The organism is Kitasatospora sp. NPDC098663 (genome assembly GCF_044760075.1).
GTDB lineage: Bacteria > Actinomycetota > Actinomycetes > Streptomycetales > Streptomycetaceae > Kitasatospora.
Window position 1 is genome coordinate 111,806 of the sequence record NZ_JBIWAP010000006.1, and the last position, 15,706, is coordinate 127,511.

Genomic DNA, 15,706 nt, shown 5'->3' on the forward strand with positions numbered 1-15,706 from the left:
CCGGCCGAGGGCCTACTACAGGGGGCTGCGAGGCGCTAGGGTCTGCCTCTGTGGGGGGAACGGCACGGTGGGTAATCGGGGAGGACACCCATGGTCGGCAGCGGGCCAGAGCTCGACCCGGACGACCTACCGGACGGCCTGGTGGTCGCGGATGCGCTGGGTCGGGTGGTCTGCTTCAACCGGGCCGCGGCCCGGCTCACCGGCCTGCCCCCGGAGGCCGCGCTCGGTAGCGGGCTGGAGGACGTCCTCCCGCTGGAGGACCTGGACGGCCGCCGCTGGTGGCAGCTGACCGACCCGTACGGTGGCCTGGCCACCCGCACCGGCCAGCCGGAGCGCAACCTGCTGCTGCCCGGCGGCCGCGAGGTGCTGGTCTCCGCCCGGTACGTCCGGGAGGTGCCGCTGGGGCCGCCGCAGCGGGTGGTGGTCGCGTTGCGCGGCACCGAGGCCCGGCGCCGCACCGAGCGCAGCCACGCCGAGCTGATCGCCACCGTCGCCCACGAGCTGCGCTCGCCGCTCACCAGCGTCAAGGGCTTCACGGCGACGCTGCTGGCCAAGTGGGAGCGGTTCACCGACGGGCAGAAGCGGCTGATGCTGGAGACGGTGGACGCCGACGCCGACCGGGTCACCCGGCTGATCGCCGAGCTGCTGGACATCTCCCGGATCGACGCCGGCCGGCTGGAGCTGCGCAAGCAGGTCGTCGACCTGGCCGCCGCGGTGCGCCGGCACGTCGAGCGCAAGGTCGCCACCGGCATCCCCGAGGAGCGCTTCGACGTCCGGATCAGCGAGTCGCTGACCGTCCTGTGGGCCGACCCGGACAAGGTCGACCAGGTGCTGGCCAACCTGCTGGAAAACGCGGTGCGCCACGGCGAGGGAACTGTCACGATCGAGGTGGCACCGGCCAAGGAGGTCGTCGAGGCTCCCCTCTGGGAGCGTTCGGGCACCCCTCCCCGCATCGTGGAAGGAACCGCGGTCACCGTGAGCGACGAAGGAAGCGGCATCCCCGAGGAGTCGATGCCGCGCGTCTTCACCCGCTTCTGGCGCGGTTCCAAGCGCGGCGGCACCGGCCTGGGCCTGTACATCGTCAAGGGCATCGTGGAGGCCCACGGAGGCTCGATCCGGGTCGACCGGGCCCCCTGCGGCGGCGCCCGGTTCCGATTTATCCTGCCCGCCAGCGTTCCGGACTTCATGCTCTGAAAGAGATGAACGACGAGCACAGCATGCTCTGAAGGAGCATGAACGACGAGCAGCGCGTGCTCGGAAAGAGCATGAACGCACGCTCCGGGGTCCCGCTGGACGGGCTTCCAGGCAGTCGCGCTACGCGCTGCGACTACACTCGACCTTTGGCGTTGTGGGACGCCCTGTGCGGCTGAGCCGCGGACACCCCTCTTCCCCGTCGTACGGAGAACGGCTGCCCGTGCCCCGGCCACACCGGGCGTACCGCAGAGGCAGCCACCCTTACCTGAGCACGGACGAGCAGGAGCACGGGAAGATAGAGATGTCGGCACCCAACAAGTCGTACGACCCGGTCGAGGTCGAGGCCCTCAAGCCCGAGGTGGTGGAGCAGGCGCGGGACGAGGCCGTCGCCGCCTTCGCCGCCGCCAGCACGCTCGACGAGCTGAAGGAGGCCAAGGTCGCCCACACCGGCGACCGTTCCGCGCTCTCCCTCGCCAACCGCGAGATCGGCGCCCTGCCCCCGCACGCCAAGGCCGCCGCCGGCAAGCTGATCGGCCAGGCCCGCGGCGCCGTCAACAAGGCCCTCGCCAAGCGGCAGGCCGAGCTGGAGGCGGAGCGCGACGCCCGCGTGCTGGTCGAGGAGGCGGTGGACGTCACGCTGCCGTACGACCGCGCCCCGCGCGGTGCCCGGCACCCGCTGACCACCCTGGCCGAGCGCATCGAGGACACCTTCGTCGCGATGGGCTACCAGGTCGCCGAGGGCCCCGAGGCCGAGGCCGAGTGGCTGAACTTCGACGCCCTCAACCTGGGCCCGGACCACCCGGCCCGCTCGATGCAGGACACCTTCTTCGTGCAGGCCCCGGACGGCTCCGCCGACTCCGGCGTGGTGATGCGCACCCAGACCTCCCCGGTCCAGGCCCGCACCCTGCTCGACCGCGAGCCCCCGGTCTACGTGGTCTGCCCCGGCCGCGTCTACCGCACCGACGAGCTGGACGCCACGCACACCCCGGTGTTCCGCCAGGTCGAGGGCCTCGCGGTGGACGAGGGCATCACCTTCGCCGACCTCAAGGGCACCATCGAGGTGCTGGTCGAGAAGCTGATCGGTGGCGGCCTGGAGCTGCGCTGGCGCCCCTCGTACTTCCCGTTCACCGAGCCGAGCGCCGAGATCGACCTGCAGTGCTTCGTGTGCCGCGGCGAGAGCGTCGGCAACCCGGACCGCCCCTGCCGGACCTGCTCCTCCGAGGGCTGGATCGAGCTCGGCGGCTGCGGTGTGGTCAACCCGCGCGTGCTGGTGGCCTGCGGCGTCGACCCCGACCGCTACAGCGGGTTCGCCTTCGGCCTGGGCCTGGAGCGGATCCTGATGAATCGTCACAACGTCGCCGACATGCGCGACATGGTCGAGGGTGACGTGCGCTTCACCCTCCCGTTCGGGATGGAGATCTGATGCGCGTCCCGCTTTCCTGGCTGCGTGAGTACGTCGACCTGCCGGCCGGCGAGACCGGCCGTGACGTGGCGGAGCGCCTGGTCCGGGCCGGCCTGGAGGTCGAGACCGTCGAGCAGCTCGGCGGCGACCTCAAGGGCCCGCTGGTGGTCGGCGAGGTGCTCTCCATCGAGCAGCTGACCGGCTTCAAGAAGCCGATCCGGCACTGCCTCGTCAACGTCGGCGACGCCAACGGCACCGGCGGGCCGCAGGAGATCGTCTGCGGCGCCACCAACTTCGCCGTCGGCGACAAGGTCGTCGTGGTGCTCCCGGGCGCCGTGCTGCCCGGTCCCTTCCCGATCGCGGCCCGCCAGACCTACGGCCGCACCTCGGCCGGCATGATCTGCTCGGCCCGCGAGCTCGGCATGGGCGACGACCACGACGGCATCATCGTGCTCCCGCCGGAGTTCGAGCCCGGCACCGACGCGATCGAGCTGCTCCAGCTGGTCGACGAGGTGCTGGACATCGCCGTCACCCCGGACCGCGGCTACTGCCTGTCGCTGCGCGGCGTCGCCCGCGAGGCCGCCGCCGCGTACGGGCTGCCGCTGGCCGACCCGGCGCTGCTCGACGTGCCGCCGGCCAACTCCTTCGGCTACCTGGTCAAGGTCAACGACCCGGCCGGCTGCGACCGCTTCGTGGCCCGCACGGTCGTCGGCATCGACCCGACCGCCAAGTCCCCGATCTGGCTGCAGCGCCGCCTCCAGAAGGCCGGCATCCGCCCGATCTCGCTGACCGTCGACATCACCAACTACGTGATGCTGGAGGTCGGCCAGCCGCTGCACGCCTACGACAAGCAGCGCGTGAGCGGCCCGATCACGGTCCGCCGGGCGGAGCAGGGCGAGAGCCTCACCACCCTCGACGGCGTGCAGCGCAAGCTCTCCGCCGAGGACCTGCTGATCTGCGACAACAGTGGCCCGATCGGCCTGGCCGGTGTCATGGGCGGCGCCTCCACCGAGATCCTCGACCCGGCCGCCGGCCCGGGCACCACCGAGGTGATCATCGAGGCGGCGCACTTCGAGCCGGTCGCCATCGCCCGCGCCGCCAAGCGGCACAAGCTGCCCTCCGAGGCGTCCAAGCGCTTCGAGCGCGGCGTCGACCCGGAGGCCGCCCGCGCGGCCGCCCAGCGCGCCGTCGACCTGCTGGTCCTGATCGCCGGCGGCACCGCCGAGGCCGGGGTCACCGACATCGCCGCCCCGCACCCGGTGCGCACCATCACCATCTCCGCCGACCTGCCCGACCGGGTCGCCGGCACCGTGTACGGCCGCGAGACCGTGACCCGGCGCCTGCAGGAGATCGGCTGCTCGGTCGCCGGCGCCGACGTCCTGGAGGTCACCCCGCCGACCTGGCGCCCCGACCTCACCGACCCGTACGACCTCGCGGAGGAGGTCATCCGGCTGGAGGGCTACGACAACGTCCCCGCCCGGATGCCCGACGTGCCCCCGGGCAAGGGCCTGACCGAGGCCCAGCGTGTCCACCGCCGGATCGGCGTCGCGCTGGCCGGGGCCGGCTACGTCGAGGTCAACAACTACCCGTTCCTCGGCGAGAGCGCCTTCGAGGCGCTCGGCCTGGAGCCGGACGACCGGCGCCGGCGTACCGTCAAGCTGGTCAACCCGCTCAACGACGAGGAGCCGGCGCTGCGCACCACGCTGCTGCCGGGCCTGCTGGGCTCGCTGCGGCGCAACGTCGGCCGCGGCAACACCGACCTGGCGATCTACGAGACCGGCACCGTCTTCCTGCCCAAGGACGAGCTGTCCGTGGCCCCGCGCCCGGCCGTCGACCGCCGGCCCAGCGCCGAGGAGCTGGCCGCGCTGGACGCCGCGCTGCCGGACCAGCCGCGCCGGGTCGCCGTCGCCCTCGCGGGCGAGCGGCTGCCGTCCGGCTGGTGGGGCCAGGGCGCCGGGGCGTCCTGGGCGGACGCCGTCGAGGCGGCCCGTACGGTGGCCCGCGCGGCCGGCGTCGAGCTGACCGTCCGGCAGGGGCAGCGGGCTCCGTGGCACCCGGGCCGCTGCGCCGAGCTGGTCGTCACCGGCACCGACCGGGTGGTCGGCCACGCCGGTGAGCTGCACCCGCGCGTCGTCAAGGCGCTCGGCCTGCCGGCCCGCACCAGCGCGATGGAGATCGACGTCGACCTGCTCACCGCGGACGGCGCCGAGAAGGTCAACGGCCCTGCGGTCTCCGGCTTCCCGGTGGCCACCCAGGACGTCGCGCTGATCGTCGACGCCGCCGTTCCGGCCGCCGATGTGGAGGCCGCGTTGCGCTCCGGCGCGGGCGAACTGTTGGAGGCCATCCGGCTGTTCGACGTCTTCACCGGCGAGCAGGTCGGCGAGGGCCGCAAGTCGCTGGCGTACGCGCTGCGCTTCCGCGCCGCGGACCGCACGCTGACCGCCGACGAGGCGACCGCCGCCCGCGAGGCGGCCGTCGCCGAGGCCGTCGCCCGCACCGGCGCGGTGCTGCGCGGCGCCTGATCCCGTCGGGCCCCAGGGCCCCGTCCGGACCTCGGTCCGGACGGGGCCCTTCGCGTTGCCCGGAGCCCGCTCCGGGGCCTCTGGTCCGACCTGCGTCTTTGAAGAGTCTTGAAGAGACTTTGTCAAAACCCTTGCGGGGACGGGGAAGGAGGGCCTTAATTCTCGTTAGGAAAGTTTCCTAACCCTCCGAGGAAACGGAGCATCGTATGCGTCCCCAGCACCACCGTGCCCTCCGCATCGCCCTCGCCGCCGCCCTGGTGGCCGCGCCCCTCACGGTCGCGGCCGGCGCCGCCACCGCCGCGCCGACGTCCGCGACGTCCGTCCAGCTCAAGGGAGTCGGGCTGGACGACCCGCACAAGAAGGACATCGCGATGCAGCTGGTGTCCAGCGCGGAGAACTCCTCGCTGGACTGGAAGGCCCAGTACAAGTACATCGAGGACATCGGCGACGGGCGCGGCTACACCGCCGGCATCATCGGCTTCTGTTCCGGCACCGGCGACATGCTGGACCTCGTCCAGCACTACACCGACCTCAAGCCGGGCAACGTCCTCGCCAAGTACCTGCCGGCCCTGAAGAAGGTCAACGGCAGCGCCTCGCACACCGGCCTCGGCACCCCGTTCGTCAACGACTGGGCCGCCGCCGCCAAGGACACGGTCTTCCAGCAGGCCCAGAACGACGAGCGCGACCGGGTGTACTTCAACCCCGCCGTCAACCAGGCCAAGTCCGACGGCCTGCGCGCGCTCGGCCAGTTCGCCTACTACGACGCCATCGTCATGCACGGCCCCGGCAACAGCTCGGACAGCTTCGGCGGCATCCGCGCCGCCGCCCTGAAGAAGGCCAAGACCCCCGCCCAGGGCGGCGACGAGGCCACCTACCTCAAGGCCTTCCTGGACGCCCGCAAGGTGGTCATGAAGAAGGAGCAGGCCCACTCCGACACCAGCCGCGTCGACACCGAGCAGTCGGTCTTCCTCAACGCGAAGAACTTCGACCTCAACCCGCCGCTCAAGTGGAAGGTCTACGGCGACAGTTACGCCATCAACAGCTGACGGAACGCCAAGCGGGGCCCGGGAGCAGCACCTCGCTCCCGGGCCCCGCCGCCGTCCACCGGCCGGTGCTCAGGCGCTCGCGGTGTAGTCGTAGAAGCCGCGGCCGGACTTGCGGCCCAGCAGGCCCGCGTCGACCATCCGGGAGAGCAGCGGGGGAGCCGCGTACAGCGGCTCCTTGTACTCGTCGTACATCGACTCGGCGATCGAGACGATGGTGTCCAGGCCGATCAGGTCGCACAGCCGCAGCGGGCCCATCGGGTGGGCGCAGCCGGCCTCCATGCCCTTGTCGATGTCGGAGGCGGTGGCCACGCCCGACTCGAACATCCGCACCGCGGACAGCAGGTAGGGCACCAGCAGCGCGTTGACCACGAAGCCGGCCCGGTCGCGGGCGCGGATCGGCTCCTTGCCGAGCTCCTGGGAGGCGAAGGCCTCGACCCGCTCGGTGGTCGTCGCCGAGGTGGTCAGCGTCGGGATGACCTCGACCAGCTTCTGCACCGGTGCCGGGTTGAAGAAGTGCAGGCCGATCACCTGCTCCGGGCGGGAGGTGGCGGCGGCCAGCTTCACGATCGGGATCGACGAGGTGTTGGAGGCGAGGATCGCGTCACGGCGCTCGACCACCTGGTCCAGGGTCTGGAAGATCTTGACCTTGATGTCCTCGCGCTCGGCGACCGCCTCGACCACCAGGTCGCGGTCGGCGAAGTCGGACAGGTCCACGGTGAAGGTCAGCCGGGCCAGCGCCTCGTCCCGCAGCTCCGGGCTCAGCTTGCCGCGCTTGACCGCCGTGTCCAGGGAGTTGGTCAGCCGGGTGCGGCCGAACTCCAGCGCCTCGCCGCTGGCCTCCGCCACCAGGACGTCCAGCCCGGCCCGGGCGAAGACCTCCGCGATGCCCGACCCCATCAGGCCGCAGCCGATCACTCCGACGCGCGCGATGTCACTCACTCAGTTGCCCTTCGGTGGTGCTGGGGGTCGCCCAGCGAACTGGTGGCCCAGCGAGCTGCTGGTCAACGGGCCGGTGTGCCGGAATGGGTGCACCGGTCACCGTCCCGACGACGTTACTACTCCGTACCGGCCAGTAGGTCACCCCCTCCCCGGCCGGGTGCCAGTGCGAGACATCGTCCGAACGGGTGAGGCCGGGCCCGCCGCCCGTGCGCCCGGGGCCACCCCCGCCCGGCGGCCGGAAGAATGCCGCAGACGGGGGCCGGGGACGGGAAGGGAGCACACGGTGCCGACGGGATCGCTCGCAGGACAGGTCGGTCTGATCACCGGCGCGGGCCGGGGAATCGGCCGGGAGATCGCCATCGGGCTGGCCGCCGAGGGCATGGCCGTCGGCCTGGTCGGCCGCACCCACTGGACGCTGACCGACACCCTCAAGGAGTGCGCCCGGCACGGCTCCCGCGGCGTCGCCGTCACCGCCGACGTCACCCGCGCCGGCGCCGTCCGCGAGGCCGTCCGGGTCGTCGAACGCGACCTCGGCCCGATCGACCTGCTGATCAACAACGCCGGCCTGGTCGACCGCGCCGAGGTGCCGCTCTGGGAGACCGACGCCAACCAGTGGTGGCAGGTGATCGAGACCAACCTGCGCGGCCCCTACAACCTGCTGCGCTGCGTCCTGCCCGGCATGGTGTCCCGGGAGCGCGGCCGGGTGGTCAACCTCAACTCCGGCTTCGCCCTGCGCCCGGACGGCGACTACACCGCGTACGCCACCTCCAAGGGGGCGCTGCTCCAGCTCTCCGACAACATGGCGGACTCGCTGGCCCGCCACGGCATCGTCATCCTCGACATCAGCCCCGGCGCGGTCGAGACCGACATGACCGCCGCGATGCCGATGTTCAAGGACACGACGACCTGGGGCTCGATCCCGTACATGGTCGCGGTCACCGTGGACGCCGCCCGGGGCCGCTTCGACGGCCTGCACGGCCGGTTCATCCACGCCGGGCGGGACGACCTGGAGGAGCTGGTCAACCGGGCCGCGGAGATCCGCGCGGCGGACGCCCGGACGCTGCGGATGCGCCCGTACAAGGCGGACGACCCGATGGGCTGAACGGGCCCCTCGGGCGGCCTACCCCTCGGCCGGCGTGCCCCCCGGACGGCCTGTCGCGAAGAGCGGTCAGGCGCACAGCTGACTGGCGGTCACCGGCTTCAGGCCCGCCTTGGCGAGACCGTCCAGGATGCCCGGCAGCGCGTCCACCGTGCACTGGTGGCCCATGTGCAGGGCGACCACCGAACCGCCGCGCACCGACTTCAGCACCCGGCGCTGCAACTCGGCGGCCGACGGGTCGTTGTAGTCGCGCGGATCGACGTCGAAGGACAGCACGTGCTCGTAGCCGACCGCCTTCGCCTGCTCGCGCACCGTCCGGGTGGCGTACTGCGCGGCGGACGGGCGGAACCAGCGGCCGATCGAGCCGGTGAGCCGCTGCAGCCGTTCGGCGCACTGGGCGATCTCGTCGTGCACCTGGGCCGCCGTCATCGTCGAGAGGTCGAAGTGGTTCTGGGTGTGGTTGCCCAGCTCGTGGCCGGCGTCCAGGATCCGGCGGGCCATCTGCGGCTGCTGGTCGAGCCAGCTGCCGACCGCCATCACGGTCAGCTTGACGCCGCGCTGCTCGGCGGCCTCCAGCAGTGCGGTGGCCTGCTTCGGATCGCCGCTGCCGTGGCAGGTCAGCGCCACGAACTTGCTGGTGCGCGGCCCGTTCACCACCTCGACCGGGGTGCCGGCGGCGAGCGGCGGCAGCACCGGGGGCGTCGGAGGCGTCGGAGGCGTCGGAGGGGGCGTCGCGGCCCCGGCGGGCGGCTCCGCTCCGGTGGCCGGGTCGGTACCGGCGGTCGACTCGGTACCGGCGGGCTGCGGCTCCGGCGGGGCGGACGGCACGGGGGAGGCCGGGCCCTCGCCGCCGTTCCAGGCCGGGTCGGTGGTGTGCTGCGGGTCGAGGGTGCCCGGGTGCACGGCGAGCGCCCCGGCGTCGGCCCGGCGCGGGGTGCCGGAGGCACACGCGCTGAGGAACCCGCTGGCGGCGGTCAGGGCGGCCAGCTGGACGGCGGTGCGCAGTACGGTGCGGCGGTCGGCAGTCATCGGCAGTCAGCATAGAGACGGCGGCCACCCACGGCGATCCGAGGAGCGCCCCGGTACCGCCATTGACGTGCACACACGCCACCGTCCGGGCGTTGCGTAAACCTGAACTGCCGGTGTTTCACCGGCGTGTCGTCGGATACGATCACGGCGCACCGCACGCCACGGGAGGGTGGCCGGGCCGGACGCGGGGTCACCCCCGTGGTACCGGGCGGGCCCGCCGGCCGCCGAGGCGGTGCCATTTCCGGCAGTGAGCACGGCAGAGGGGGCGGAACAGGATGCACGAGGACAGCGCGGCCGTCGGCGAGGCCACCGGCACCGACTGGGACTGGGCCAGAGCGGACGACTGGCAGCCGCCGAGCGAGCTCGACACCGGGGTCCCGCACACCGCCCGGATGTACGACTACTACCTGGGCGGCAAGGACAACTTCGAGGCCGACCGCAAGGCCGCCCAGGCCGCCATAGCGGCCTACCCCGCGCTGCCGCTGCTGGCCCGCACCAACCGGCAGTTCCTCGGCGACGCGGTGGAGTTCGCCGCCGGCCGGGGCATCCGCCAGTTCGTCGACATCGGCACCGGCATCCCGGCCGTCGGCTCCACCAGCGAGGTCGCCCAGCGGGTCGCCCCGGACGCCCGGGTGGTGTACGTCGACAACGACCCGATCGTCGCCACCCACGCCCGCGCCCTGCTGGCCGGCCATCCCGCCGGACACACCTCGGTCATCGAGGCCGACCTGCGCGACCCGGCCGCCATCCTCGGCCACCCGGGCCTGCTCGCCGCCGTCGACCTGTCCCGGCCGGTCGCGCTGATGCTCGTCGCCGTGCTGCACTTCATCCGCGACGAGGACGGCGCCCAGCAGATCGTCCGCACCCTGCGCGACGCGCTCGCCCCCGGCAGCGCGCTGATCCTCTCCCACGGCAGCCCCGACTTCGCCTCCCGGGAGAGCGCCGCCGAAGGCACCCGCATCTATCGCAGCGCCAGCGCCCCCCTGGTGCTGCGCCCGCGCGCCGGCGTCGAGCCCTTCTTCGGCGACTTCGAGTTCGCCGGCCCCGGCCTGGTCCAACTCCCGCTCTGGCGCCCCACCCCCGGCCACGTCCCCACCACCGAACTCCCCGAAGGCTGGCAGGACGTCTCCGCCTACGCGGGCGTCGCGTTCAAGCGGTAGCCCCGGTTCACGAGGCGGCCGGCCCCGGCGCCTCCCTCCTGCGCCGGGACCGGCCTCGCGAACACCCTAGGCTCAGCCACTGACAGCCCGTCACCCACCAGGTGGGCGCCGGGCGAAATCGGCACGACAGCGCGGGCGGGCCGGTGTTACCTTCCGCGCCATGGAACCCCTGAGCGAGAACGAGATCCGCGCGTCCTTCGTCAACTGCTCCAAGGGCGAGGCCCGTCGGCTCAACCTCCCCCGGGGCCTGGCGGAACTGACCTGGGAGAACCTGGACTTCCTCGGCTGGCGGGATCAGGGCGCGCCCGACCGGGCCTACCTGGTGGCGTCGTACGGCGGCGAGCCGGTCGGCGTGACGCTGCGGGTGCCGACGATCCGCCGCAGCCTCACCAAGACCAACGTCTGCTCGCTGTGCATCACCGCGCACGCCGGCTCCGGCGTCGCGCTGCTCGCCGCCCGCCGGGCCGGGGCGGCCGGGCGGGAGGGCAACACCGTCGGCACGTACATCTGCGCCGACCTCGCGTGCTCGCTGTACGTGCGCGGGCTGAAGAAGTCCGCCCTGGTGACCAGGCCCGACGAGTCGCTGCCGCTGGAGCGGCAGATCGACCGGACGGTGGGGAACCTGGAGGCCTTCCTCGCCAAGGTGCTCGCCGACACCGCGCACTGAGCGGGACGAGCCGACACCGGGTGCCGGCGGGGTCAGTGCCCGCGCAGCTGGTCGAGGTCGCGCCGCTCCCGCTTGGTCGGGCGCCCGGCGCCCCGGTCCCGCTCGCCGGCCGTCGCGACGAGTTCGCGCGGCGGCCGCGGCGGGCTGTTGTCGACCAGGCAGTCCGCCGCCACCGTCGCGCCGACCCGCTTGCGGATGAGCTTCTGGACCACGACGACCCGCTCGTAGCCGTCCTCGCGGACCCGCACCTCGTCCCCGGGGCGCAGCGCCTGGGCCGGCTTGACCCGTTCGCCGTTCACCCGCACGTGCCCGGCGCGGCAGGCGGCGGCCGCCAGCGCCCGCGTCCTGGTGAGCCGGACCGACCAGATCCAGCTGTCCACCCGCACGCTTCCCTCGTGTTCAGCCATTCCTGGAGCCTACCCAAGCCGCCCGAACCGGCCCGAGCCCGAGCCCGCGGCGCCTGCTGAGCCCGCTACGCCGCCGACGGCACCATCCGGGCCGTCTGCGGGGCCTCCTGGACCGCCCAGCCGTTGCCGTCCGGGTCGTTGAAGAACACGAAGGAGTTCCAGGCCTCGCCGTGCCCGTTGACCCGGCTGCCCGCCTCGAAGTGCTGGACCGGGCTGACCTCGACGCCCCGGGCCGCGAGTTCGGCGTGCGCCTTGTCGATGTTCGGCACCACCAGCTGCAGTCCCTTCACGGATCCGGGCGGCGCCGCGATGACCCCGGTGCCCACCACGATGGAGCAGGTGGAGCCCGGGGGAGTCAGCTGGACGACCCGGACCCCGTCGCGCAGCCGGGTGTCGTGGTCGACCGTGAAGCCGACCCGCTCCTCGTAGAACAGCTTCGCGCGGTCCACGTCCGACACCGGGACCACCACGACTTCGAGCTTCCAGTCCATCGCCCTCACCCCTCTCGGTGGGCTCTTCCAGTATCCGTCGAAACGGTTCCCCGTCGGGCCGTCGGATAGCCTGAGAACACGATGAATCCCGAGATCACGCCCGCCGCGGCGACCCAGTTCAGCACGCCGTGGGGCGCCTTCGACCTCACCCGCTTCCCCGAGGACCCGCGTGAGCGGCTGCGGGCCTGGGACGCGGCCGACGAGTACCTGCTGCGCCACCTCGCGGGCGAGGCGGACAGCGCCGCCGGCGCCGCGACCGACCTGGCCGGCCGCCGGATCGTCGTCCTGGGCGACCGCTGGGGCGCGTTGACCACCGCGCTGGCCGCGCACGAGCCGGTGCAGATCGTCGACTCCCACCTCGGCCGGCAGGCCACCCTGGCCAACCTGGCGCGGGCCGGTGCCACCGTGGACCCGGCCCGGCTGCTGACCACCCGGGACGCCCCGCCGGGGCGGATCGACGTCCTGCTGGTGCGCGTGCCCAAGAGCCTGGCGCTGCTGGAGGACCAGCTGCACCGGCTGGCCCCCGCCGTCCACCCGGGCACGGTGGTGGTCGGCGCCGGCATGGTCGCCGAGATCCACACCTCCACGCTCCAGCTCTTCGAGCGGATCCTCGGCCCGACCCGCACCTCGCTCGCCGCCCGCAAGGCCCGGCTGGTCTTCTGCACCCCGGATCCGGCACTGGACCCCGGTCCCAACCCGTGGCCGCACCGCTACGCGCTGCCGCCGGACGTCGGAGCGGTCTCCGGGCGCACGGTGGTCAACCACGCCGGCACGTTCTGCGCCGAGCGCCTCGACATCGGCACCCGCTTCTTCCTCGGCCACCTGCCGACCCCGGCGCCCGGGGCCCGGGTGGTCGACCTGGGCTGCGGCAACGGCGTGGTCGGCACGGCCGCCGCGCTGGCCGGGCCGGGCGCGGAGCTGGTGTTCGTCGACGAGTCCCATCAGGCGGTGGCCTCGGCGGAGGAGACCTTCCGCGCCAATCTGGGCCCGGACGCCAGGGCGGAGTTCCTGACGGCCGACGCGCTGGCGCCGGAGGTGGCGCCCCCGGGCTCGGTGGACCTCGTCCTGAACAATCCGCCGTTCCACTCGCACCAGGCCACCACGGACGCCACCGCCTGGCGGATGTTCACCGGTTCCCGGCGGGCGCTGCGGCCGGGCGGGGAGCTGTGGGTGGTCGGCAACCGCCATCTCGGCTACCACGTCAAGCTGCGGCGTCTCTTCGGGAACTGCCAGCTGGTGGCGGGCAACCCCAAGTTCGTGGTGCTGCGCGCGGTCAAGCGGTAGCCCGGCGTCCGCCCGATCGGTGGCTGTCCGGTCGCGGGCCGGTGGCTGCCAGGCCGGGTGGACGCAGGGCGGTTTTCGGGCGTTCTTCGGGGTGCTGACCACAGCTCCTTGCATGAATGTTCCGTGATACGTATATTCATGCCACAACAAAGGAGGAACGCCATGGCATTGCGAGTCGCCGTCGCCGGCGCGAGCGGATACGCGGGCGGCGAGGTGCTGCGTCTGCTGCTCAGCCACCCGGAGGTGGAGATCGGGGCGCTGACCGGCGGCTCGAACGCGGGCACCCGGCTGGGCGCGCTCCAGCCGCACCTGATCCCGCTCGCCGACCGCGTCCTCGAACCCACCACCCCCGAGGTGCTGGCCGGCCACGACGTGGTCTTCCTGGCGCTGCCGCACGGCCAGTCCGCCGCCGTCGCCGAGGAGCTCGGCGACGGCGTCCTGGTGGTCGACTGCGGCGCCGACTTCCGGCTCCGCGCCGCCACCGACTGGGAGCAGTTCTACGGCTCCGCGCACGCCGGCACCTGGCCCTACGGCCTGCCCGAACTCCCCGGCCACCGCGCCGCGTTGAAGGGCAGCAGCCGGATCGCCGTGCCCGGCTGCTACCCGACGGCCGTGTCCCTGGCGCTGTTCCCGGCGTACGCGGCCGGGCTCGCCGAGCCGGAGGCCGTCGTGGTCGCCGCCTCCGGCACCTCCGGTGCGGGCAAGGCCGCCAAGACCCACCTGCTGGGCAGCGAGGTCATGGGCAACGTCAGCCCGTACGGCGTCGGCGGCGTGCACCGGCACACCCCGGAGATGGTGCAGAACCTCACCCCGGTCGCGGGCGAGCCCGTCACCGTCTCCTTCACGCCGACCCTCGTCCCGATGCCGCGCGGCATCCTCGCCACCTGCTCCGCCAAGGCGCGGCCCGGCGTGACCGCCGAGAGCCTGCGCGCCGCCTACGCCCAGGCGTTCGCGGACGAGCCGTTCGTCCACCTGCTGCCCGAGGGGCAGTGGCCGCAGACCAGCAGCGTCTACGGCGCCAACACCGCCCTCGTCCAGGTCGCGCTGGACGCCACCGCCGGGCGGATCATCGCGATCAGCGCGATCGACAACCTCGTGAAGGGCACCGCGGGCGGCGCGGTGCAGAGCATGAACATCGCCCTGGGCCTGCCCGAGGAGCTGGGCCTTCCCGTGAACGGAGTCGCACCGTGAGCAACAGTACGAACGTGGGCGTGACGGCTGCCAAGGGCTTCCGGGCCGCCGGCGTGACCGCCGGCATCAAGGCCTCCGGCACTCCGGACCTCGCCCTGGTGGTCAACGACGGCCCCGCGCTCGCCGCCGCCGGCGTCTTCACCGCCAACCGCGTCAAGGCCGCGCCGGTCGTCTGGTCCGAGCAGGTCCTCAAGGGCGGCCAGGTGTCCGCGGTGATCCTCAACTCCGGCGGTGCCAACGCCTGCACCGGCCCGCTCGGCTTCCAGGACACCCACACCACCGCGGAGAAGGTCGCCGAGGAACTGGAGCTCAACGCCGGCGAGGTCGCCGTCGCCTCCACCGGCCTGATCGGCGAGCGCCTCCCGATGGACATCCTGCTGCCCGGCGTCGCGCTGGCCGCCCGGGAGCTGAGCGCGACCGGCGGCGAGGCCGCCGCGATCGCCATCAAGACCACCGACACCGTGCACAAGACCGCCCAGGTCACCAGCCCGGCCGGCTGGACGGTCGGCGGCATGGCCAAGGGCGCGGGCATGCTCGCCCCGAGCCTGGCCACCATGCTGGTCGTGATCACCACCGACGCCGACCTGGACGCCGCCGCCCTGGACACCGCGCTGCGCGGCGCCACCCGCACCACCTTCGACCGGATCGACTCCGACGGCTGCATGTCCACCAACGACACCGTGCTGCTGCTGGCCTCGGCCGCCTCCGGCGTCGTCCCGGACGAGGCTGAGTTCGCCGAGGCGGTCCGCACCGTCAGCGCCGACCTGGCCCGCCAGCTGATCGCCGACGCCGAGGGCGCCAGCAAGGACATCCGGATCGACGTCACCGGCGCCGCCACCGAGCAGGAGGCCGTCGACGTCGCCCGGACGATCAGCCGCAACAACCTGCTCAAGTGCGCCATCCACGGCGAGGACCCCAACTGGGGCCGGGTGCTGGCCGCGATCGGCACCACCGACGCCGCCTTCGAGCCGGACCGGCTGGACGTGGCCATCAACGGCGTCTGGGTCTGCAAGGACGGCAGCGTCGGCGAGGACCGCACCCTGGTGGACATGACCGGCCGCGAGGTCGTCATCACCGCGAACCTCAACGCCGGTACGGCGAGCGCCTCGTTGTGGACCAACGACCTCACCGCCGACTACGTCCACGAGAACAGCGCCTACTCGACCTGATGCCCGACAGGTGTCGCGCGCCACCGGTGCGCGACACCTGATCCGCGACACCCGATGCGCGACACCCGTTCGGACGAGGGACACCCGTGAAGATCGCACCCAAGGG

At 73.1% G+C, this 15,706-nt stretch carries 14 protein-coding genes; 10 read left to right on the plus strand and 4 right to left on the minus strand.

What is annotated here, in order from left to right:
- Positions 1–90: 90 nt before the first annotated feature.
- The 4 genes from ACIQVZ_RS08555 (at position 91) to ACIQVZ_RS08570 (ending at position 6,164) form a co-directional block, all read left to right on the plus strand.
- Positions 91–1,194, plus strand: coding sequence for an ATP-binding protein (locus tag ACIQVZ_RS08555; protein ID WP_350877931.1), 1,104 nt, complete (start codon positions 91–93; stop codon positions 1,192–1,194).
- Positions 1,195–1,495: 301 nt separating this feature from the next.
- A complete protein-coding gene (gene pheS / locus ACIQVZ_RS08560; protein ID WP_350877930.1) occupies positions 1,496–2,617 on the plus strand; it encodes a phenylalanine--tRNA ligase subunit alpha in 1,122 nt (373 codons plus the stop codon).
- Positions 2,617–5,118, plus strand: a complete 2,502-nt coding sequence (pheT, locus tag ACIQVZ_RS08565; RefSeq protein WP_402448190.1) for a phenylalanine--tRNA ligase subunit beta — start codon at positions 2,617–2,619, stop codon at positions 5,116–5,118. Before pheS ends, pheT begins: the two co-directional genes overlap by 1 nt.
- A gap of 206 nt (positions 5,119–5,324) precedes the next feature.
- On the plus strand, positions 5,325–6,164 hold the full coding sequence (locus ACIQVZ_RS08570) for a chitosanase (protein ID WP_350877928.1): 840 nt from the start codon (positions 5,325–5,327) through the stop codon (positions 6,162–6,164).
- 69 nt (positions 6,165–6,233) lie between these two features.
- On the opposite strand, the gene ACIQVZ_RS08575 is transcribed toward ACIQVZ_RS08570, so the two are convergent.
- Positions 6,234–7,103 carry a 3-hydroxybutyryl-CoA dehydrogenase gene (locus ACIQVZ_RS08575; RefSeq protein WP_350877927.1) on the minus strand — a complete coding sequence of 290 codons (870 nt, stop codon included), beginning with the start codon at positions 7,101–7,103 and terminating at the stop codon, positions 6,234–6,236.
- A 283-nt stretch (positions 7,104–7,386) separates the two neighbouring features.
- Between ACIQVZ_RS08575 and ACIQVZ_RS08580 the strand changes: the two genes are divergently transcribed.
- Entirely contained in the window at positions 7,387–8,205 is an 819-nt protein-coding gene (locus ACIQVZ_RS08580) for an SDR family NAD(P)-dependent oxidoreductase (protein WP_402448193.1), read from the plus strand.
- Positions 8,206–8,271: 66 nt separating this feature from the next.
- On the opposite strand, the gene ACIQVZ_RS08585 is transcribed toward ACIQVZ_RS08580, so the two are convergent.
- Positions 8,272–9,231, minus strand: coding sequence for a polysaccharide deacetylase family protein (locus ACIQVZ_RS08585; RefSeq protein WP_402448194.1), 960 nt, complete (start codon positions 9,229–9,231; stop codon positions 8,272–8,274).
- Positions 9,232–9,506: 275 nt separating this feature from the next.
- Here ACIQVZ_RS08585 and ACIQVZ_RS08590 point away from each other — a divergent pair, with 275 nt between their 5' ends.
- Together ACIQVZ_RS08590 and ACIQVZ_RS08595 are read left to right on the plus strand one after the other, a co-directional pair.
- On the plus strand, positions 9,507–10,391 hold the full coding sequence (locus ACIQVZ_RS08590; protein WP_363583806.1) for an SAM-dependent methyltransferase: 885 nt from the start codon (positions 9,507–9,509) through the stop codon (positions 10,389–10,391).
- A gap of 160 nt (positions 10,392–10,551) precedes the next feature.
- A complete protein-coding gene (locus ACIQVZ_RS08595) occupies positions 10,552–11,058 on the plus strand; it encodes an FBP domain-containing protein (RefSeq protein WP_402448197.1) in 507 nt (168 codons plus the stop codon).
- Between the two features lie 32 nt (positions 11,059–11,090).
- On the opposite strand, the gene ACIQVZ_RS08600 is transcribed toward ACIQVZ_RS08595, so the two are convergent.
- Positions 11,091–11,465, minus strand: a complete 375-nt coding sequence (locus tag ACIQVZ_RS08600; RefSeq protein ID WP_402448199.1) for an RNA-binding S4 domain-containing protein — start codon at positions 11,463–11,465, stop codon at positions 11,091–11,093.
- A 65-nt stretch (positions 11,466–11,530) separates the two neighbouring features.
- The gene (locus ACIQVZ_RS08605; RefSeq protein WP_350877921.1) at positions 11,531–11,956 is read right to left on the minus strand and encodes a VOC family protein; all 426 of its coding nucleotides are present in this window, start codon (positions 11,954–11,956) and stop codon (positions 11,531–11,533) included.
- A gap of 81 nt (positions 11,957–12,037) precedes the next feature.
- Here ACIQVZ_RS08605 and ACIQVZ_RS08610 point away from each other — a divergent pair, with 81 nt between their 5' ends.
- The 3 genes from ACIQVZ_RS08610 (at position 12,038) to argJ (ending at position 15,600) form a co-directional block, all read left to right on the plus strand.
- Positions 12,038–13,240, plus strand: coding sequence for a methyltransferase (locus ACIQVZ_RS08610; RefSeq protein ID WP_402448201.1), 1,203 nt, complete (start codon positions 12,038–12,040; stop codon positions 13,238–13,240).
- A 162-nt stretch (positions 13,241–13,402) separates the two neighbouring features.
- On the plus strand, positions 13,403–14,431 hold the full coding sequence (gene argC / locus ACIQVZ_RS08615; RefSeq protein WP_402448204.1) for an N-acetyl-gamma-glutamyl-phosphate reductase: 1,029 nt from the start codon (positions 13,403–13,405) through the stop codon (positions 14,429–14,431).
- 14 nt (positions 14,432–14,445) lie between these two features.
- On the plus strand, positions 14,446–15,600 hold the full coding sequence (argJ, locus tag ACIQVZ_RS08620; protein ID WP_402448416.1) for a bifunctional glutamate N-acetyltransferase/amino-acid acetyltransferase ArgJ: 1,155 nt from the start codon (positions 14,446–14,448) through the stop codon (positions 15,598–15,600).
- Positions 15,601–15,706 lie beyond the last annotated feature (106 nt).